General features: G+C 60.9%; 20 protein-coding genes. 7 read left to right on the top strand and 13 right to left on the bottom strand.

Going from position 1 to position 19,219, the window contains the following annotated elements; translation table 11 throughout:
- Window position 1: 1 nt before the first annotated feature.
- The 3 genes from fbaA to AARI_RS01395 form a co-directional block, all read right to left on the bottom strand.
- Complete coding sequence (gene fbaA / locus AARI_RS01405; RefSeq protein WP_013347597.1) at window positions 2-1,024, bottom strand: class II fructose-bisphosphate aldolase; 1,023 nt, start codon at window positions 1,022-1,024, stop codon at window positions 2-4.
- A gap of 196 nt (window positions 1,025-1,220) precedes the next feature.
- Window positions 1,221-2,612, bottom strand: coding sequence for a M23 family metallopeptidase (locus AARI_RS18360; RefSeq protein WP_102598722.1), 1,392 nt, complete (start codon window positions 2,610-2,612; stop codon window positions 1,221-1,223).
- 129 nt (window positions 2,613-2,741) lie between these two features.
- On the bottom strand, window positions 2,742-3,359 hold the full coding sequence (locus AARI_RS01395; protein WP_049862697.1) for a TrmH family RNA methyltransferase: 618 nt from the start codon (window positions 3,357-3,359) through the stop codon (window positions 2,742-2,744).
- A gap of 177 nt (window positions 3,360-3,536) precedes the next feature.
- Here AARI_RS01395 and AARI_RS01390 point away from each other — a divergent pair, with 177 nt between their 5' ends.
- The 3 genes from AARI_RS01390 to AARI_RS20340 all read left to right on the top strand — a co-directional run bounded on the left by AARI_RS01390 (window position 3,537) and on the right by AARI_RS20340 (window position 6,641).
- Window positions 3,537-4,379: an HAD-IIA family hydrolase gene (locus AARI_RS01390; protein ID WP_257997987.1), complete on the top strand. Its 843-nt coding sequence runs from the start codon at window positions 3,537-3,539 to the stop codon at window positions 4,377-4,379.
- Between the two features lie 79 nt (window positions 4,380-4,458).
- Window positions 4,459-5,097 (top strand): TetR/AcrR family transcriptional regulator, encoded by a 639-nt coding sequence (locus AARI_RS01385; protein WP_013347593.1) that lies wholly within the window; start codon window positions 4,459-4,461, stop codon window positions 5,095-5,097.
- 92 nt (window positions 5,098-5,189) lie between these two features.
- Window positions 5,190-6,641, top strand: a complete 1,452-nt coding sequence (locus AARI_RS20340) for an ABC transporter ATP-binding protein/permease (RefSeq protein WP_322786095.1) — start codon at window positions 5,190-5,192, stop codon at window positions 6,639-6,641.
- 3 nt (window positions 6,642-6,644) lie between these two features.
- On the opposite strand, the gene AARI_RS01375 is transcribed toward AARI_RS20340, so the two are convergent.
- Genes AARI_RS01375 through AARI_RS01360 form a run of 4 tightly spaced genes read right to left on the bottom strand, consistent with a single transcriptional unit; the run spans window position 6,645 to window position 12,260 of the window.
- Window positions 6,645-8,975: a glycoside hydrolase family 3 N-terminal domain-containing protein gene (locus tag AARI_RS01375; protein WP_013347591.1), complete on the bottom strand. Its 2,331-nt coding sequence runs from the start codon at window positions 8,973-8,975 to the stop codon at window positions 6,645-6,647.
- A 47-nt stretch (window positions 8,976-9,022) separates the two neighbouring features.
- A complete protein-coding gene (locus tag AARI_RS01370) occupies window positions 9,023-9,910 on the bottom strand; it encodes a carbohydrate ABC transporter permease (protein ID WP_013347590.1) in 888 nt (295 codons plus the stop codon).
- Complete coding sequence (locus AARI_RS01365; RefSeq protein WP_013347589.1) at window positions 9,907-10,947, bottom strand: carbohydrate ABC transporter permease; 1,041 nt, start codon at window positions 10,945-10,947, stop codon at window positions 9,907-9,909. Before AARI_RS01365 ends, AARI_RS01370 begins: the two co-directional genes overlap by 4 nt.
- 8 nt (window positions 10,948-10,955) lie before the next feature.
- Window positions 10,956-12,260 carry an extracellular solute-binding protein gene (locus tag AARI_RS01360; RefSeq protein WP_013347588.1) on the bottom strand — a complete coding sequence of 435 codons (1,305 nt, stop codon included), beginning with the start codon at window positions 12,258-12,260 and terminating at the stop codon, window positions 10,956-10,958.
- Window positions 12,261-12,476: 216 nt separating this feature from the next.
- On the opposite strand from AARI_RS01360, the gene AARI_RS01355 reads away from it, so the two are divergent.
- Window positions 12,477-13,547, top strand: a complete 1,071-nt coding sequence (locus AARI_RS01355; protein WP_013347587.1) for a LacI family DNA-binding transcriptional regulator — start codon at window positions 12,477-12,479, stop codon at window positions 13,545-13,547.
- Between the two features lie 69 nt (window positions 13,548-13,616).
- Here AARI_RS01355 and pyrE read toward each other — a convergent pair whose 3' ends face one another.
- Window positions 13,617-14,174 carry an orotate phosphoribosyltransferase gene (pyrE, locus tag AARI_RS01350; protein WP_013347586.1) on the bottom strand — a complete coding sequence of 186 codons (558 nt, stop codon included), beginning with the start codon at window positions 14,172-14,174 and terminating at the stop codon, window positions 13,617-13,619.
- A gap of 39 nt (window positions 14,175-14,213) precedes the next feature.
- Between pyrE and AARI_RS01345 the strand changes: the two genes are divergently transcribed.
- Both AARI_RS01345 and nadE read left to right on the top strand, forming a co-directional pair.
- Entirely contained in the window at window positions 14,214-14,651 is a 438-nt protein-coding gene (locus AARI_RS01345; protein ID WP_013347585.1) for a MarR family winged helix-turn-helix transcriptional regulator, read from the top strand.
- Between the two features lie 93 nt (window positions 14,652-14,744).
- Window positions 14,745-15,569: an ammonia-dependent NAD(+) synthetase gene (nadE, locus tag AARI_RS01340; RefSeq protein ID WP_013347584.1), complete on the top strand. Its 825-nt coding sequence runs from the start codon at window positions 14,745-14,747 to the stop codon at window positions 15,567-15,569.
- A gap of 3 nt (window positions 15,570-15,572) precedes the next feature.
- Here the strand turns inward: nadE and AARI_RS01335 are convergent, their stop codons facing one another.
- The 3 genes from AARI_RS01335 to AARI_RS01325 are packed head-to-tail and all read right to left on the bottom strand — an operon-like array spanning window position 15,573 to window position 16,509.
- Window positions 15,573-15,872, bottom strand: a complete 300-nt coding sequence (locus tag AARI_RS01335) for a winged helix-turn-helix domain-containing protein (protein WP_013347583.1) — start codon at window positions 15,870-15,872, stop codon at window positions 15,573-15,575.
- Window positions 15,869-16,309: a hypothetical protein gene (locus tag AARI_RS01330; protein WP_013347582.1), complete on the bottom strand. Its 441-nt coding sequence runs from the start codon at window positions 16,307-16,309 to the stop codon at window positions 15,869-15,871. The genes AARI_RS01335 and AARI_RS01330 overlap by 4 nt, the downstream gene beginning before the upstream one ends.
- Complete coding sequence (locus AARI_RS01325; protein ID WP_013347581.1) at window positions 16,306-16,509, bottom strand: hypothetical protein; 204 nt, start codon at window positions 16,507-16,509, stop codon at window positions 16,306-16,308. Before AARI_RS01325 ends, AARI_RS01330 begins: the two co-directional genes overlap by 4 nt.
- 256 nt (window positions 16,510-16,765) lie before the next feature.
- Between AARI_RS01325 and AARI_RS01320 the strand changes: the two genes are divergently transcribed.
- The gene (locus AARI_RS01320) at window positions 16,766-17,269 is read left to right on the top strand and encodes a MarR family winged helix-turn-helix transcriptional regulator (protein ID WP_013347580.1); all 504 of its coding nucleotides are present in this window, start codon (window positions 16,766-16,768) and stop codon (window positions 17,267-17,269) included.
- Here the strand turns inward: AARI_RS01320 and mmsB are convergent.
- Together mmsB and AARI_RS01310 are read right to left on the bottom strand one after the other, a co-directional pair.
- Entirely contained in the window at window positions 17,264-18,160 is an 897-nt protein-coding gene (gene mmsB / locus AARI_RS01315) for a 3-hydroxyisobutyrate dehydrogenase (RefSeq protein WP_013347579.1), read from the bottom strand. The genes AARI_RS01320 and mmsB overlap by 6 nt on opposite strands.
- Window positions 18,157-19,209 (bottom strand): 3-hydroxyisobutyryl-CoA hydrolase, encoded by a 1,053-nt coding sequence (locus AARI_RS01310; protein ID WP_013347578.1) that lies wholly within the window; start codon window positions 19,207-19,209, stop codon window positions 18,157-18,159. Before AARI_RS01310 ends, mmsB begins: the two co-directional genes overlap by 4 nt.
- Window positions 19,210-19,219: the final 10 nt, after the last annotated feature.

Below are 19,219 nucleotides of genomic sequence, written 5' to 3'. Positions count from 1 at the left end.
GTTACTTCAGCGATTTTCCGGCCGAGCCGAGCTGCTGAGCAGCTTCGACGATGCGTGCAGCCATGGACTCTTCTGCCTTGGCACCCCACACGCGTGGGTCATAGGTCTTCTTGTTGCCGACTTCGCCGTCAATCTTCAGCACTCCGTCGTAGTTGGCCAGCATGTGCCCGGCGACCGGACGGGTGAATGCGTACTGGGTGTCGGTGTCGATGTTCATCTTGATGACACCGTAGGCAACCGCGTCAGCGATTTCCTGCTCGGACGAGCCCGAACCACCGTGGAATACGAGGTCGAATGGGTTTTCCTTGCCGATCTTGGCGCCAACCTGGGCCTGGATGTCCTTGAGGATCTCCGGACGCAGCTTCACGTTGCCTGGCTTGTAGACGCCGTGGACATTGCCGAAGGTCAATGCGGTGATGTAGCGGCCCTTTTCGCCGGCACCCAGAGCGTCGATGGTTGCCAGAGCATCCTCAACGGTGGAGTACAGCTTGTCGTTGATTGCGTTCTCTACGCCGTCCTCTTCGCCGCCCACTGCGCCGATTTCAACTTCGAGGATCTGCTTGGCAGCAGCGGTACGCGGCAGCAGTTCTGCAGCGACACGCAAGTTCTCTTCAAGGGTCTCAGCCGAGCCGTCCCACATGTGGGAGTTGAAGAATGGGTCGCGGCCGGCTGCAACTTCTGCTTCAGAAGCGGCAAGCAGGGGCAGCACGAAACCGTCCAGCTTGTCTGCTGGGCAGTGGTCGGTGTGCAACGCGATGTTCACGCCGTAGTTCTTGGCGACCTGGCGCGCGAAAGCTGCGAAGCCCAGCGAGCCGATAACCATATCCTTTACGGAGGCACCGGACCAGTATGCCGCGCCGCCGGTGGAGACCTGGATGATGCCGTCGGATTCAGCCTCTGCGAAACCGCGAATTGCGGCGTTCAGAGTCTGCGAGCTGGTCACGTTCACTGCTGGGAAGGCGTAGCCGCCTGCCTTGGCAGCATCGATCATTGCATTGTACTTATCGGGGGTTGCGATAGGCATGCTTCACTCCTGGTGATTAGCGAGGTTACGCGTCTCCATTGACGACGGTTCGCCATCCATCCTATCGGCTATGTCACTAACTAAGTTCTAAATCTCGTATCGTGACACGGTAAATTACCCTGCGTACGGTAAAGCAAACGACCAGCCTTGATGAAGTTCTACCCCATCATGGCTGGCCGTTGGCTTGTTAAGTTATTTACTCGGTGGTTGCGCTTCCCGACGGCGCTACCAGTTTCGTAGTTGTGCTCGGAGCTGGCGCGGAACTACTGGAATCTTTCGAGGTTTCGGATCCGGACGACGACGACTTAGAAGAATCCGGGGTCGGGACGGGCGCTGGCTCAGGCGCGGGCTCTGGCGTTGACTCTGGCACTGTTGGAGTAACCGTATCGTCTTCCTGGGATCCCTCCGGGGATTCAGAGGTCGTGGATTCGTTCTCATCTGGGCTCTTCGAAGCATCAGGACTCTTAGAGCCATCAGGCGACTGCGAACCATCCGGGCTCTTAGACCCGTCGGGCGACTTCGAGCCATCCGGGCTCTTAGACCCGTCAGGCGACTTCGAGCCATCAGGGCTCTTAGAACCATCAGGCGACTGCGAACCGCGTGGGGTCTCGCTCTCGGTTGGCGACGGACGCTGCGAATCAGACGGGGTCGGCTTCGGCTTAGGAATGACTGGGGTGTCATCCTTAGGGACAATGACGTCTGGATCCGGACCGCTTGACGTGCGTTCTGGAGCTCGCGAACCGTTGCCCTTCGGAGCGGTACCAGCGTTAACCGTCAACCGCTGGGAATTAATCATTGCCTGACGCTGCCCCGCAATGGTTGGCAGGTAGTTGCGCGGATCGTGCCAACGGCCGTCAATGATGACCTCGAAGTGCACGTGGCAACCCGTCGAGTTGCCGGTGGTGCCGGCCAAGGCGATCAATTCACCCTGTTCAACCCGCTGGCCTACTTTGGCAATCAGCTTCGAATTATGGCTGTAGCCGGTTTGGACATTGCTTCCGTGATCAATAGTCACGCGCATGCCAGAGTGGCCTGCCCATGCAGACACGGTCACCGTTCCAGCTTCAGAAGCGTAGACCGGCGAGCCGCAGGAAATTGGGTAGTCCTGGCCGATGTGAATCTGGTTGCCCGGGCCAGTCGGGTTGGAGCGCCAGCCATAAGGGCTGGAAATCCTGCGGGTCTTGACCGGGTGCATCAGCTGGAGATCGCCAGGCAGCTTGCCCAGCTCTCCGACCATGCCCGCGAGCAAAGCGGTGGATTCATTGTCCTCGCTGGTTGACTCGGACTCCTCATCAGCACCGTCAATCATGCCGACGGGACGGCCATCAATGGCCAGTTCTTTGCCGGAACCGCCGAATGCATTCAGCGGTGCGTCAGCACTGACATATACCGGTCCGTTGAACATCGACGGATCAGCTACAGCGTCGATGCCCACAGGAATATCGCCCTGCCGGGAGTCGCCCACTTGCGCCATGATTGGAATCGAAAGGGTCGCTGTAAGTCCCAATGCTGCGATTACCGAAGTCGACCAGATAACCAATGGCTTTCTGCGTCGAGGCAGCCCCGGCAGCAGCAAGTCACGATTCACTTGATGACGTCGTTTCACGACAGCCCTCTCCCAGATCCAGATCACATTTTCATAACCAAATCCAAGCGTAGGCTGAAACTTACAACTAATCCAGATGCTCGACTAAACTCGTCAGTATCAAATTTCTTGTTAACCTACTTTTTGCCCGAACACGTGCCTGCGTACCCACGCGTGCATGGCGATGCCGGCCGCTGAAGCCGCGTTGATTGAACGCGTCGAACCGAATTGCTCGATTGACAGGGTGTCCTTGGCGGCGGCATGGACTTCCGGGCTGAGCCCCGGGCCCTCCTGGCCAAAGACCAGAACGCAGTTCTTTGGCAGGTCATAAGTTTCCAAGGGAACGGAGTCCGGGAAGATATCGATCCCCAAGATCGTCAACCCAGCTTCTTGCGCCCAAGCAACAAATTCCTCCACCGTCGCATGATGACGCACGTGTTGGTAACGATCCGTAACCATTGCACCGCGTCGGTTCCACCGGCGGCGTCCAATGATATGGACTTCCTTGGCCAGGAAGGCATTGGCGCTGCGCACCACGGTGCCGATGTTCATGTCGTGCTGCCAGTTCTCAATGGCGATATGGAAGTCGTGTCGGCGCTCATCAAGATCAGCAATGATGGCGTCCATCGTCCAGTAGCGGTACTTGTCCGCGACGTTGCGCCGATCTCCCTCGGCAAGCAGCCGCGGATCGTATTTTTCATCGGTTGGCAGTTCCCCCTCCCAGGGGCCTACTCCAATGACGTGCTGCATGCTCGGATCATTAACTGGTTCATCGGTTTGTTCGTTCACGGTATTAAGCCTAGTTCGTTATATTCATGCCCTTGTTCACGGCGCATTCGGGTGAGCCTGTGTAATCTCTTAATAGAACGGGAAACTTTCAGCGTCGACAGGTCCCACCACACAATCACTAGGGAGGATCCACATCTCGTGACTACATCAATCCGCGGTACGCGTACAGTCCACGACATCAAATGCTGGCTCACTGACATGGATGGTGTTCTGGTTCACGAGAACCAGGCCATCAAGGGCGCTGCCGAGTTGCTGAACTACTGGCGCGAGAACAACCTGCGTTTCCTGGTTCTGACCAATAACTCCATCTACACCCCGCGCGACTTGCGTGCACGCCTGCTGGCCTCGGGCCTTGACGTTCCAGAAGAAAACATCTGGACCTCGGCCATGGCCACCGCAGAATTCCTGGCTCGCCAGCGTCCAGGCGGCCGCACCTTCGTCATCGGTGAAGCCGGCCTGACCACTGCACTGCACGATGCAGGATTCATCATGACCGACCAGAACCCGGACTACGTGGTGCTGGGCGAAACCCGCACCTACTCTTTTGAAGCCATCACCAAGGCCATTCGCCTGATCGAGGGCGGCGCGAAGTTCATCGCGACCAACCCCGACGCGACCGGCCCATCCACCGAGGGCATCATGCCTGCTACCGGTGCCATCGCGGCCCTGATCACGCGTGCCACCAACCGCGATCCGTACGTGGTGGGCAAGCCAAACCCGATGATGTTCCGTTCTGCCCTGAACCGCATCGATGCGCACTCCGAAACCACCGCGATGATCGGGGACCGCATGGATACCGACATCGTCGCTGGCATGGAAGCCGGGTTGCTGACCGCGCTGGTCTACACCGGCATCACCGCCCGCGAAGACATGGATGCCTTCCCGTTCCGTCCAGACCTGCAGTTCCCCTCGGTGGCGAACCTGCATGCGGAACTTGCCAAGGGCGCGGCTGCGGCCGAAACTCCTGCAGCCAAGAAGTAGCACCCAACGCAGCAGCGAAGGCCGGGCTTTGTGCCCGGCCTTCGGCGTTGAAGCATGATTCCAGACGTATGCTGAAATTGTGAACGAGAAAGCACCCGCCGAGGTCCCTAGCGCACGGAAACGCGGACGCCCCAAGGGCAGCACCGCTGGTGCCGCAAAAACGATGATCCTCAAGGCCGCGTCCAAGGAGTTCGCCCACGTCGGGTATGAAGCGGCCAGCCTACGCTCGGTTGCGCGCCGGGCCGGTGTCGATCCTGCGCTGGTGCACCATTATTTCAAGGACAAGAGCGACCTGTTTGTCCAGAGCATGCACATCCCCATCAACCCCGGACGAATCATCGCCGAGGCGGCATCGGCGCCGCTGGATCAGATGGGTGAGGCGCTGACGCGCGCCTTGCTCGATACCTGGCGCAAGCCGGCCTTCCGTACCGCGGCGACGGCGATGGTCCGGGGGTTGATCTCCAGCAGCAGGGCAACGAACATGCTCCGCCCTTTCCTGCATGAACAGATCTTCTCGCGCTTGGGCTCGCGCCTGCCTCAAGAACAGGCCGAGCAGCGGGTGGCCTTGGTGGCCAGCCAGATTATCGGCCTAATTGTCTCACGCTACATCATTGACTTGGAGCCTTTGGTTTCCATGGAGGACCAGCAGGTTATCGAACTGGTGGCTCCCACCATCCAGCGCTACCTGACCGGAGAATTGCCTGCGCTGAACCATTGACATGCCGCCGGCATGAGCCTCTAATTCATTATGTGATGAATAAATCGACTTGTGTCGATGTGCAGCGCCTCGACGTCAGACGTGGAAAGTCATTGGTCCTGGACCAAGTGGACTTCCAGCTCTCGCCCGGACGGATCATCGGCTTGCTCGGCCCCAGCGGCAGCGGCAAGAGCACCTTGCTGCGCAGCATCGTGGGCAACCAGATAACCAGCGACGGAGCCGTCACGGTTCTCGGAAAACCAGCGGGGCACAAGTCCTTGCGCAACCGCGTCGGCTACATGACCCAGTCAGCGAGCATCTACGAGGATTTGAGCACCCGGCAGAATATCGCGTATTTCGCCAAGATCCTCAGGCAGCCATCAGCTGAAGTGGACCGCGTCCTGCACACCACGGATCTGGCCGGCCAAGCTGGCCACCTGGGCCGGGACCTGTCCGGCGGCCAGCGCAACCGGGTGTCGTTGGCCATCGCGCTGCTCGGATCCCCGGAAATCGTGATCCTGGATGAACCCACCGTGGGTTTGGATCCGGTGCTGCGTGCGGATTTGTGGAAAATGTTCTCGCAGCTGGCGGCCACCGGCTCGTGCCTGGTCGTCTCCAGCCATGTCATGGACGAGGCCATGCGCTGCGATGAGATCCTGCTGCTGCGCGAGGGAAAGCTGCTGGGCCAGATGACCCCGGCAGCGCTGATGGAATCAACCGGTGCGGAAAATCCCGAAGATGCTTTCGTTTCCCTCATCGCCGCTGGCGGAACCAAGCAGGTGCCCAACGCAGCCTGCGCCCGCGCCGAGGCATCGGGCAACGTCAGGAGGCGAAGAGCGATGAACAGGACACTGGCCACCGCCGGGCGGGTCCTGGCCCAGGTGATGCACGACCCGCGGACTATCGCGCTGATGCTCCTGGTGCCCAGCCTGCTGATCGGTTTGATCGCATGGATTTTCACCGAGACCGATGCCTTCAGCCGCATCGGCCCGGCAATGATCGCGCTGTTCCCATTCGTGGTCATGTTCCTGGTAACCAGCATCGCCACGCTGCGCGAACGGCGCAGCGGAACCCTGGAACGGCTGCTGAGCATGCCGATGGCCAAGGGGGAATTCATCTTCGGCTACACGCTGGCATTCACTCTGGTTGCCATCGTGCAGACGGTCATCGCGGTCAGCTTCGCGATCTGGGTTTGCGGCTTGCATATCGAAGGCCAGCTCTGGCTGCTCTTCGCAGTGGCCGCCCTCGATGCGTTGCTGGGCATCAGCCTGGGCCTGATGGCAAGCGCCTTCGCGCACACCGAATTCCAGGTGGTGCAGTTCATGCCGGCGCTGGTCATCCCCCAGTTCCTGCTGGCCGGCATCATCCTGCCCCGAGAACAGCTGCCCGGAGCGCTGCAAGCCATTGGGGACTGGCTTCCGCTGTCCCCCGCCATCGATGCTCTCTCCGATGCCGCAGCCGGAACCACGGATTCGGCGACGGCAATCAACATGCTGCTTATCGCCGCATGGATTGCCGCCGCGCTGCTGATCGGCTCGCTGACATTGCGCCGGCGAACCGCCTAGCGGCTAGGACATGGACACCGGGGTGTCCATCACCCGGCCCTCTGCAACTTCACGCACCTTGCCGGTGATCCAGAAGTCCTCGCGCGCCGCGAGGTCCTCGCTGCTGGAGCCCACCAGCGCGGTGAACTTGCCCGGTTCCACAATCCGCTTTCCGGACAGACCGGTAAACGAGGTGCGGTCCGCGTGGACCGTGAAAGCGACCCGCTTGGACTCCCCCGCCTCCAGCTGCACCTTGGCGAAACCGGCCAACCAGCGGCGTGGACGCACCACCTGCGACACCGCATCACCCAAGTACAACTGCACCACTTCAGCCCCGCCGCGCGCTCCGGTATTGGCTACGGTGGCGCTGATCTGGATCGTGCCGTCGGTGGCGATTTCCTTCTCCGAGAGTTCCAGCTCGGAAATTTCGAAGCCGGTGTAGGAACTTCCGTAGCCGAAGGGGTACAGCGGGCGGGGATCCAGGTTGGTCACGCCCTCGGTATGCCATGCCAGCTTGGAGGCCAGGTAGGTGCCCGGCTGCCCGCCGACATGGTTCGGGATCTGCACAGGCAGCTTGCCCGAGGGGTTGACGTCTCCGGTCAGCACGCCGGCCAGCGCCGGCCCACCCTCTACGCCAGGCATGAAGCACTGGATGATGGCGGCGGTTCGATCGGCGAACTTGCCCAGCGAGTACGGGCGTCCGGTCACCATCACCAGCACGGTCGGGGTTCCGGTAGCCAGCACGGCTTCCACCAGCTCGCCCTGGCGCCCGGGCAGGCTCAGATCAACGACATCGCAGCCTTCCCCTGAAGTGCCCCGGCCGAAGAGGCCGGCCAGGTCTCCGACGGTCACTACCGCGACCTCGGCGTTGCGGGCCGCTTCGACGGCCTCATCGATGCCCGAATCATCCAGGTCGGTGAAGTCCACGCCGCGGGCGTACTCGATCTGCGAACCGGCGAGCGCAGGTTCCTGCTTCAGCGCCTCGAGGATCGAAACCATCGGCACGCCATAGTCCTGCTGCTCGGCGAAGCGCGAGTAGACGTGGTTGGTGAAGGAATAGCATCCCAGGTGGGTGCGCGGCTGCGAGGCGCTGGGGCCGATAACTGCCAGGCGTGCAGGATTGCGCAGGGGAAGAATCTGCTCGTTGCGCAGCAGGATGATCGATTCCTCGGCCATCTTGCGGGCATGGGCCCGGTTATCGGCCGAGTCCAGTTCCACGTCTTCGCCCAGCCAGGCCTTGCGCGGGTTCCAGTCAGGATCCAGCAGGCCCATCTGCAGCTTCTGGGCCAGCACGCGGCGCACCGCGGTGTCCAGGACTTCTTGGTCGAGGGCTCCGGAGCGTACGGCCCGGGCGAGGTTGGCGAAGGCGGTGGTCTCGGGAAGCTCTACATCCATGCCCGCTTCCAAGGACAGCAGTCCTGCCGCGTCCTCGTCTTCAGCTACTTCATGCATGCTGTGCAGGAAGCTGACCGACCAGTAGTCCGCTACGACGGTGCCGTTAAAGCCCCAGCGGCCGCGCAGCACCTCGGTGAGCAGGCGGTGGCTGCCAGCTGGCGCTTCGCCGTCCACGTCGGCATAGGAATTCATCACGGATTTCACGCCGGCTTCGCGCACGGCGCGTTCAAATGGCGGGAAGACGGTATCTTCCAGCGCCCGCGGACCCATGGAGACTGGTGCGTGGTTGCGTCCTGCTTGGGAGGCGGCATAGCCGGCGAAGTGCTTCAAGGTGGCGTGCACCCCGGAATCCTGCAATCCGCGCACGTAGGCCACGGCCAGTTCGCCCACTAGGTGCGGGTCCTCGCCCATGGTTTCTTCCACCCGGCCCCAGCGGTAGTCCCGGGTGACGTCCAGGACCGGGGACAGGCCTTGGTGCACGCCCATCTTGAGCATATCGGCTCCGATGCGCTGGGCCATGGAGCCGATGAGATCCGGATTGAAGGTGGCGCCCCAGGCGATGGATGCCGGGTAGCAGGTAGCGCCCAGGGTGGTGAAGCCGGTGAGGCATTCCTCGTGGGCAATGGCCGGGATGCCCAGCCGGTTTGCGGCAATGACCTGTTCTTGGAGCTCCACGAGGCGTTCACGGCCCTCGGCCGGAGTCAGCGGGACGGTGCCGAAGGCGCGGGTGATATGCCCCAGGCCGTCCTTGATGGCGGTTTCGAAGCTGGGGCCGCCGGCGAAGGTATCGGCCATCGGCGCGACATTGCTTTCACCGTCCTGGTTCTCGTCCTCCGGGCGGATCCAGAATGAGCCCAGCTGCCCGGCTTTTTCTTCCAGGGTCATTTCCTCCATGAGCGCGGCGATGCGCTGTTCGGCAGGAAGGGAGGTGTCGTGCCAGGTTTGCTCGACGGTTTTCATGGCTGTTCCTTGTCTTCAAAGTTGTCTAGTGCTTCAGGCGGGCCGGATCAGCCCTTGACTGCGCCCTGCAGTCCGTTGACGATGCGCTTTTGCATGGCGAGGAAGAAGATCAGCGCCGGGATCATCGCCAGTGCGGTGAACGCGAAGACGCCGGCGGTATCGGCCGAGTGCTCGCTGGAGTAGTCGGCCACGCCCAGCGGCAAGGTGCGCATGTCCCCCTGCAGCAAAAGCAGCGGCAGCAGGTAGGCGTTCCACGAGCCGACGAAGGCCAGCACGCCGACGGTGACCATTCCCGGTCCGGACAGCGGCAGCAGGATCTTCCAGAAGAAGCCGATGCGGCTTGCGCCATCGAGCTGGGCGGCTTCTTCCAGTTCCTGGGGCAGCGCCATCAGGAAGGGGCGCAGGATCACGACGGTCATCGGCAGCGCGAAGGCGGCCTGGGGCAGGGCGACGCCCCACCAGGTGTTGCCCATGTTCAGGTCGCGGGAGATCAGGATGAACAGCGGAACGATCGCCACGGTCGCCGGGAACAGCAGGCCGAGCACGAAGACCATGAAGATCGGTTCACGCAGGCGGAACTGGTAGCGGGCCAGTGGATAGGCGGCCATGATTCCGAAGACCACAACCACCACGGTGGTGATCACCGCGATCATCGTGGAGTTCAGCGCGTACTGCCAGAAGTCCGGGTTCTTAAGTACCCCTGCGTAGTTATCCAGCACCCACGGTGCGGGAAGCCCTGCGGGGTTCTCGGCCAGCTGCGCATTGGTGCGGAATCCCCCCAGCACTCCGTAGAGGACTGGCCCCAGGGTGATCGCCACGACTGCTAGGGCGATGGCGTAGACCAGGACATTTCTGCCCTGACTGCCATTGCGCTTCTTGGCGCGTTTTGCCTGGGCGGGGGTGTGCTGCGGGCGGGTGGCTAAGCTGGCGCTCATGCTTTGACCTTCTTCTGCTTCGGGCGCTCGTCATCTGGCTGCGTATCCCGCTTGAGGATGAACTGCTGGTAGGAAATGGCCAGGACCAGGGCGACGACGAACAAGATGACCGAGGCGGCCGCGGCAATGCCGAAGTTCTGGCGCTTGGTCCCTTCCGAAACCAGGAAGGTGGCCATCGTGGTCGTGGCGTTGGCCGGGCCGCCGCCGGTGAGGATCCAGACCATGTCGAACAGCTGCAGCGAGCCGATCATGGACAAGAACCCCCAGGTGCGCAGCGTGGGACCCAGCAGCGGGATGGTGATCTTGCGCTGGATCTGCCACCAGGAGGCCCCGTCGATTTCGGCTGCTTCGTAGAGCTCGGAGGGCACGCCCTGCAGCCCGGCGAGGAACAGGATCACTGCTAGGCCCAAGTACTTCCAGGTCAATACCGCCAGCACCGTCCACAAGGCCAGCTCCGGAGTGCCCAGCCACCCTTGGGCCGGCCCGTCGATCCCGAGCTTGTTCATGATGGTGTCGATGACACCGTACTGCGGCTGCAGCAACTGGAACCAGACAACGCCGGCAATCGCTTCGGAGAGCACATAGGGCACGAAAATGATGGTGCGCAGCAGGGACTGGATCTTCATCTTCCGGTTCAGCAGCAGCGCGATGCCCAACCCTATGGGCAGCTGCAGGGCAATGGAGCCGCCGATGATGATCAGGTTGTGGACCAGCGCATCGGTGAACACCTCATTGCCCAGCACCCGCACGTAGTTCTTGAGGCCCACGAAGTCCACCAGCGGGCCGAAGCCCTTCCAGTTGTACACCGAGAAGCGCACGGCCTGGATGATGGGTACGAGCATGAAGACCGCGATCAGCAGCAGCGCTGGAGACACGAAGAAGAAGATCTCCAGGTTCTTGCGCTTATCTGCCGGCTTGCGTGGGCGCTTCGCGCCCTTTTGCGGTTGCCGCGCATCCGCCTTGGCGCGTTCACGCTCCGGCAGCTCGCTTGTGCCGCGTGCTGATGCGTCAGCTGCGTAGGTTACTTCTTGGGCCACGGTGGGGATCACTTCTCCAGGTCAGCGGCATCTTGGCTGGCGTCGACGATCTTCTGGGCGTCGGACTGGCCGGCGAAGAGCAGGGCAATCTCGTCATTCATCGCGCCGCCGATGGAAGCGCCGAAGGCGGTGTCGAAGTACAGCTGGAAGTATGGGGCCTTATCGCGCACGTCCATCAGCGAAGCCAGGGCAGGATCCGAGATGGCGCCCTTGGCCGCAGGGTTGGTTGGAAGGCCCATGTCCAATTCGGCGAAGCCACGCTGGACCTCGTCGGAGAGCATGTACTTCACGAAGTCCACTGCTGCATCCGGTGCGCCCTCCGATACGGCCCACGCGTCGCCGCCGCCGAGCTGGGCAGCAGGGTCTCCCTGGCCGCCTTCAATTTCCGGGAATGGGAACCAGCCGGTGTCATCGCCCATGCCCTTGCCATCTTCAGTCAGGCCCTGCATGACGCCTGGCTCCCAGTGGCCGGCCAGTTCCATGGCGACCTTGCCGGTGGCCAGCAGGCCGGAGGCGGAGGTCGGTCCGGACTGCGCCGGGGTGGAGAGGAATCCGGGGTTGAATGGCTCGGCCTTGATCAGCTTGTCCACGTCTTCGCCTGCCTTGGTGAAGCACTGGTCGCTGAAGTCCAGGTTGGCGATGGAGTCAGCCATGGTCTGCTGCGAGCATTCGCGCACCGCGGCGTAGTACCAGTAGTGCGCTGCTGGCCACTTGTCGCCTGCACCAACTGAAATCGGATCAATGCCGGCCTTCTTCAGCTTTTCGGTAGCGTCAATGAGCTCACTGAAGGTCTGTGGAGCCTTGTCGATGCCGGCTTCCTTGAACAGTGCCTTGTTGTACCAGAACCCCGCCCCGCCCAGCGAGAATGGCAAGGCGTAGGTCTTGCCCTCCAGCTGCCAGCCGCCGGCGTTCTCGCCGAGGAAGGCGATCTCCTCGGATGCCGCTTCGGTCAGGTCCTTGGTCAGTCCGGCGGCCACGTGAGCTGCCAGCTCTCCGCCGCCGCGTTCCATGTAGACATCCGGGGCATCGCCGCTCTGGAAAGCTGCATCGAGCTTGGTGAGCATGTCCTCGTGCTGCATGGCGTTGACTTCAACGTCCACCCCTTCATGGGCGGCTTCGAAGTCGGCGGCGACCTTCCCGTAATAGGCCTTGCCATCTCCGTTGTTGGAGTTGTGCCACCAGGTGATGGTGGTCTTTCCATCGGCCGGCTTCTCACCTTCACCTCCGCCTGCGCCAGCGGCGCAGCCGGTGGCTAGCAAGGCGGTGGTGGCGGCCAGCGCCAGGATCTGCGCACCTCGGGTTTCGGATAACATGCTCGTGCTCCTCAGCTGTGATGATGACCTGTCCACAAGGTGCGGCAGGCGAATGGCTTCACCAAGAATTGCACTGTGATGCATGTCATGTCAATCGTTTTCGATAACGTTTTCGAAATCCTTTGCGAAAACGTTATCGATACCCTCTGAATAAAACGTCATGAGCGCTGAATGTCCCGGAATTACGCGAGAGTTTGCGCTACTGTTAGTCGAGTGATGACCCCTGAGACCTCAAACCCCGAGATGGCCCAGACCTTGCAGGGCCGGAAGCCCGTCGAAACGTCGACCGGGCGCGCAACCATCAACGATGTGGCACGCGTTGCGAAGGTTTCGGTGTCCACCGTATCCAAGGTGGTCAATGGCCGGTACGGGGTAGCTCCGGCGACGATCGCCAAAGTCCATCAGGTCATCAATGAACTAGGCTACGAGACCTCGCTGGTGGCATCCTCGCTGCGCAGCACCCGAACCAACATCATTGGCATCCTCGTTGCCGAATTCGAGCCCTTCTCCCTGGAATTGCTCAACGGCATTTCCGCCACCCTGCGCGGGACCCAATATGACCTGATGGCCTACGCGGGCAACCTGAGCCCCGAAGGCCACGCCGGCTGGGAACGCCGCTCGCTGTCCCGATTGGGTGGAACGCTCATCGACGGTGCCATCATCGTCACCCCTACCGTGGAAATCCCGCATAGTTCGGTCCCGGTGATCTCAATTGATCCGCATACCGGCGCGGATATGCCGATTTCCATCGATGTCGACAACTACGGCGGCGCCTACACCGCCACCTCGCACCTGCTGGAACTGGGCCATCGCCGCATCGCCCATATTCGCGGACGCGAGGATCTGCAATCTGCGCACCTGCGCGAACAGGGCTACCGCCAAGCACTGGAAGATGCCGGAGTGGAGATTGAAGAACAGCTGGTCCACCACGGCGACTACCAGCATGAAGCTGCAGTGCTAGCGGCCCATGACCTGTTGGATTTGCCGCATCCGCCGACGGCCATTTTCGCCGCCAATGACCTTTCGGCCCTGGCCGCCCTGCAGGTGGCCGGCGAGCACGGGCTGCGCATCCCCGAGGACCTGTCCATCATCGGCTTTGATGACATCCCGGCCGCCGCGCAGTCCACTCCCCCGCTGAGCACCGTACGCCAGCCGTTGCACGAAATGGGTGCCCACGCGGTGAAAATGCTGCTGGGCCTGCTCGCCGGGGAAGAGGTCGAGTCTCCGGGCGAATTCCCGGCGGTGCTGGTTCCGCGCAAGACCACTGCCGCACCTGACCGCGGCTGAATGCAATAAAAATGCTGCCCTCCATGCGTGGAGGGCAGCATTTCTGCGTGAAAATCCAGGACTGAAGGGCTACAGGCCCAGCTCATCCTTGCCATAGGCAAACAGGTAAGGCACGCCAGCTTCAGATTCGATGCGTTCCTTCGCGCCGGTGTCGCGGTCCACGATCACGGCAACGGCAATCACGTTGCCTCCGGCCTTGCGCACGCCCTCGACTGCGGTCAGCGCCGAGCCACCGGTGGTGGAAGTATCTTCCAGCACGATGACATCCTTGCCTTCAATGCTCGGGCCTTCGACCTGGCGGCCCATGCCGTAGGACTTCTGCGCCTTGCGGACCACAAAGGCGTCAACAGCGCGCTGCTTGGCGCGTGCGGTGTGCATGATGGCGGTACCCACTGGGTCCGCGCCCATGGTCAGACCGCCAACGTTGCTGAATTCCAGCTTGGCTTCATCAAGCAAGTCGAGCATGACCTCGCCGACCAGGCCCGAGGCTTCCTGGTGCAGGGTCACTCGGCGCAGATCGATGTAGTAATCTGCTTCCTTGCCCGAGGACAAGGTGACCTTGCCGCGCACAATGGCTAGTTCTTGGATCAGTTCTTTTAGTCGCTCACGGGCGCTGGTTTCGCTCATACCCTCGATTCTAGTCGGGATCATGGCTAGGCTGATTTCATGAACGCAAAACGCCCCTTGGGTTACTGGTTGAAATTGGTGGATTCGCTGATTGACGAGCAGTTTGCAGCGACTCTCGAAGAACACGGTGTGACACGCCGGCAGTGGCAGGTGCTCAACTTGCTTGAGCAGCAGCCGGCCACCGAGGCACAGCTAGGCGCTGGCCTTTCCCCATTCTTCGCATCTCCTGATGAGCCGCAGTCATTGAAAGAGCACTTGGCCGAGCTGGTGGAATCCGGTTGGATTGCAGCCGAGAATGGCGAGTACTCGATCACCGATCGAGGCCACACCTCACTGCTCAAGCTCAGTGAACTCGTGGAGAAGATCCGCACGCAGTTCGGGCAGGATCTGGATGGTTCCGAATATGACGCGGTTGTCGAAACCTTGGAGAAGATCGCCCGGAACCTGGGTTGGGAGCCGGAGCAGGATCAGCAATAGCCCCTCGGGGAATTATTGAGAACAGATTAACTTTCGCGGAGTCCCCTGCGTAGCGCTACCCTCGTGCGATGACGCATGCCTAGGATTAGAAGCATGCGTGAACTGCAAGCAAAGATCATTGAAGAGCTGGGCGTGCGCCCGGAAATCGACGCCGCCGAAGAAATCCGCCGTCGCATCGATTTCCTCAAGGACTACCTCGCCGCTACCGGGGCCAAGGGTTTCGTGCTGGGCATCTCCGGCGGCATAGATTCGACGCTGGCCGGCCGCTTGGCGCAGCTGGCGGTTGAAGAAGTGCGCGAAGCTGGCGGGAATGCCCGCTTTGTGGCTGCCCGCTTGCCCCATGGCAAACAGCGCGACGCCGCCGACGCCCAGGCCGCGATGGATTTCGTGGCTGCCGACGAGCAGTTCGAAATTAATATCGAAAAGCCTGTCGCCGCTTTCGACGAAGCCTTGGCTGATGCCGGCCACAAGGCACTAAGCGATTTCAATCGCGGCAATGTCAAAGCCCGTGCCCGCATGATCATGCAGTATGCCTTGGCCGGTGACCGCGGAATGCTGGTTTTGGGTACCGACCATGCGGCCGAATCAGTGACCGGATTCTTCACCAAGTTTGGTGATGGCGGCGCCGATCTCCTGCCGCTGGCAGGGCTGAATAAGCGCCAGAACCAGGCACTGCTTCGCGAACTGCGGGCCCCGCAGCAATTGTGGGCCAAGGAACCCACCGCGGACCTGCTTGATGGCCAGCCGCTGCGTGCAGATGAAGACGAGCTGGGCCTGACCTATCCACAGATCGATGATTACCTGGAGGGTCGAGAAATTGATCCTGCTGCGGCTGAGGCCATTGAACGCCGCTTTACCGGCTCACGCCACAAGCGCACCGTTCCGGCAACGTATTGGGACAAGTGGTGGCGCTCCTAGCGGTTAGACCAGACCGGTAATTTCCTTCAGTGCTTGAACATGTTGTGCAAAGGCCTGGTGCCCGGATGAAGTCAGCTTCGCCCAGGTACGAGGCCTTTTGCCTACATACCCTTTTTTGATGTGGACATAACCGGCAGCTTCCAGTGCACTCAGGTGGCGGGATAGCACGGAGTCAGAAATTCCAATGGCTTCTTTCAACGATTTGAAATCCGCCTCATCCACCGCGTGCAAGGAACCCATCAGGGACAGCCGAACGGGGTTTGAGAAATCGTCATTCAACCGTTCGCGAGCATGCGCACTCATTTGCGCACCATCGCAATTCCGGTCAGGCACAAAGGCGCGGCGACAACGAGACCGATGAGAACCGTCATGCCCCAGCCCATCGGACCGGCTGCAATCAGAGCCACTGCGACTGCATAAAGCACCAAGCTCAAGATAAATCCGCGGAGGTACTTCTTGGAGTACCCTCTCGGCAATGAACGGTATAGCCGGGCATAGGCCAAGGACATTGCTACAACGCCTACGACAAACAACGCGGTGATGACCATGAATCCGACGAAGTTCGCCTCAGGAGAATAGACCTGCAGCAGGGCGGCCAAAGCGCCGAACAGCAATCCCAAGATAATGACATAGGTACCCAGCAGCCTGGCCCCGAATTCCGATGCATGCTGCATCGAGCGCTGCGCTATGCCTAGTGCGGCCAGCTGCTCCTCTGGACTCATTTGCTTGTCATCACTCATTTGCCGGACGCCTTACGGAGCTTGTGCTGGCGCTGGGCCTGAATGGAAGTCATGGTCATGCAGATCGCCATAAAAATTCCCATGCCGACGAAAATCAGGAAGTTCTGGCCGGTGGCGTAGGCAGTCAACGCGATCGCCGCGAAACCCAAACCTGCGGCAATGACGATCGCGGAGTACCACCCGTTGAATGACATTTTCATTGTCCTGCTCCTTCGACTTGAATCTTCCGGACACTCCCAGCATAACAAGTACTTTCCAGTTTAGAAAGTACTTTTTGTGCCCAATTCCAGCAATCCTGAAAATTCAATCCCTCAAGGCATAAGGCATCACGCCCTCCCTTGACCGTCCACTGCGGATACCTTTTGCCAATGCCTAGCTTGCGGGTGAGGAACTTGCTTCCAAACATTAGGAAGTCCAAGTATATTGTTGGTCTAAGTCTTCTTTTGGGGGTACACAATGACTTCACCGCTGCCTCGCGATCCAATCGCGCAAGCGAGAGAACAGTGGATTTCTCATGGTTGGACAGCCGAGGCCGACTCCATGGCCGCAATTACCGCGGTGATGCGCACAGCATCAATTTACTTGCAGCGAGCCGATGCTATCCTCAAGCCGCACGGACTGACTTTTGCCCGGTTTGAAGTGCTCGCTCTGCTTGGCTTCTCCAAGCGCGGCTCCCTCCCGATGAGCCGGGCCAGCCAACTCTTGCAGGTTCATGCAACCAGTCTGACCAACTCGGTAGACCGGCTGGAGGCAACCGGGCTGGTACGGCGCATCGCGCACCCAACGGACGGGCGTACCCGGCTTTTGGAGCTCACGGCCGCAGGCCAGCAGGTGCTGTCTGCGGCACGCGATGATCTCAACGAAAAGCTCTTCGCCCAAAGCAATCTCTCTGGCACTGATGCCACCGAACTTTTCGAAATCCTGGCCCGCTTGCGCAAGGCCTCCGGAGATTTCCTATAGCGACCCATCACGAATCGCGTTGATGATCCCCGAGAAATCGGTTCCGGAATTGCCTTCTTCGCTGAACTTCCGGTATAGCGCCGCAGCCAGTGAACCCAGCTGGGCGTCGGTATCCGTATGCTCCAGCGCGCTCGAGGCAAGGCCCAGGTCCTTGGCCATCAGCGCCGCGGCAAACCCCGGCTGGTAATCACGGTTGGCCGGCGATGCAGGCACGGGTCCGGGTACCGGGCAATTGGTGGTTACCGCCCAGCACTGCCCCGAAGCCGAGGAAATGACGTCATAGAGAGCCTGATGCTCCAGCCCCAGACGTTCGCCCAGCACGAAGGCTTCAGCGGCCCCGATCATCGAGATGCCCAGCAGCATGTTGTTGCAAACTTTGGCGGCCTGGCCTGCGCCGTAGCCGCCGCAGTGCACAATTCGCTTGCCCATATGATCCAGTACCGAGGTAATTTCCTCCAGGTCCTCGCCTTGGGCACCGAGCATGAAGGTCAAGGTCCCGGCCTCAGCTCCAACCACGCCTCCCGACACCGGTGCGTCAGCGCTTCGATGCCCAGCTTCAACTGCCAGCGCAGCAGCTTCGCGCGCCTGGGATACATCGATGGTCGAGCATTCCAAGAAGAGCGTGTTGGGCTTGGCGCTTTCAAGCAAATACTCGCGATAAGCATCGAGCACATGCTTGCCCGAAGGGAACATGGTGAGCACGATATCCACGTCGACAGCCGCCTCGGCTCCGGTAGCTACGGTCTGGATTCCAGCGTCTTGGGCGGCTTGCACCGCAGCTGGGACCACGTCAAATCCTTTGAGAACGTAGCCGGCCTTGTGCAGGTTAATGGCCATTGGCAGGCCCATATGACCCATGCCGAGGAATCCGATGACTGGTTTTGCGCTCATGAGCGGCTCTTTTCCTCTAGATCTTTACCGAGTAGTGCGAAGTTCAGTTCTGCTCCCGGCAGTGGTGCCAGATGCCGTTGCGTGCGTTGCTCATGGCTCATTGAGGGAATCGCGTCGGTCCACTGCGGGTTGCGGTCCTTGTCGATAACTGCCGCCCGAATACCTTCGGCCAGGTCCGGATCATCAAGCCGGTTCACGGCCGCGCGGTATTCGCGTTGCAGATCTGTCCGCAAATCCGCTCCAGCAAGGCGCATGAGCTCCTCAACCAGGCGCACCGAGCTCGGACATGCGGCCTTCAACGCCTGCTGCGCGTCGCGCGCTGGCGCAGTGCCGTACTGCTCCAGGGCCAGCAAGACCGCCGGGGTGCTTGGCTCTTCGAAGGCCTGCACCCATTCCTCCTGCAAGAAGCCAGGCTCCGGGATTTCTGCATAGTTCGCCAGCACGTCCACCACGGGACGGGTTTCAAGGTCCGCGAGCAAGCTTTCAAGCCGATCGCGCGGCACGTAGGAGTCGGCAAGCCCCAAGGAAATGGTGTCGGCCGCCCCGAACTTGATCCCGGTCAACGCCGCCAAGCGGCCGGCAGCATGTGGTGCGCGAGCCAGCAGATGCGTTCCGCCGACATCGGGGAAGAATCCAATGCCAACCTCTGGCATGCCGCAGCGGCTGGTTTCGGTCACGATTCGATGGCTGCCGTGGGCCGAGATGCCAATGCCTCCGCCAAGGACAATTCCATCCATCAGCGCAATGTAGGGCTTGGGGTATTCGTCAATCATGACGTTGAGCTGATATTCGATGCGCCAAAAGTCAGCCGAAGCACCGCTTCGATCCAAGATATCGCGGTGGATCGCCACGATGTCTCCGCCTGCGCACAGTCCTCGTTCACCTGCGCCCATAACCGCCACCTGGGCAATATTCGGGTCATCTTTCCATTCCAGCAGGGCATCGAGAATGGTGCGGCACATGTCTGCATTCAGCGCATTCAGTGCCTTTGGACGATTCAGCGTAATGAGCCCTAGAAGCCCCCGGCGTTCGGTTAAAATCTCAGGCAACTAGCTCTCC

Origin of the sequence: Glutamicibacter arilaitensis Re117 (genome assembly GCF_000197735.1) — a bacterium.
In the GTDB taxonomy this organism is placed as follows: Bacteria; Actinomycetota; Actinomycetes; order Actinomycetales; family Micrococcaceae; genus Glutamicibacter; species Glutamicibacter arilaitensis.
Note: the sequence above shows the minus strand (reverse complement) of the source record. Positions and strands in the feature narration are given on the sequence as shown.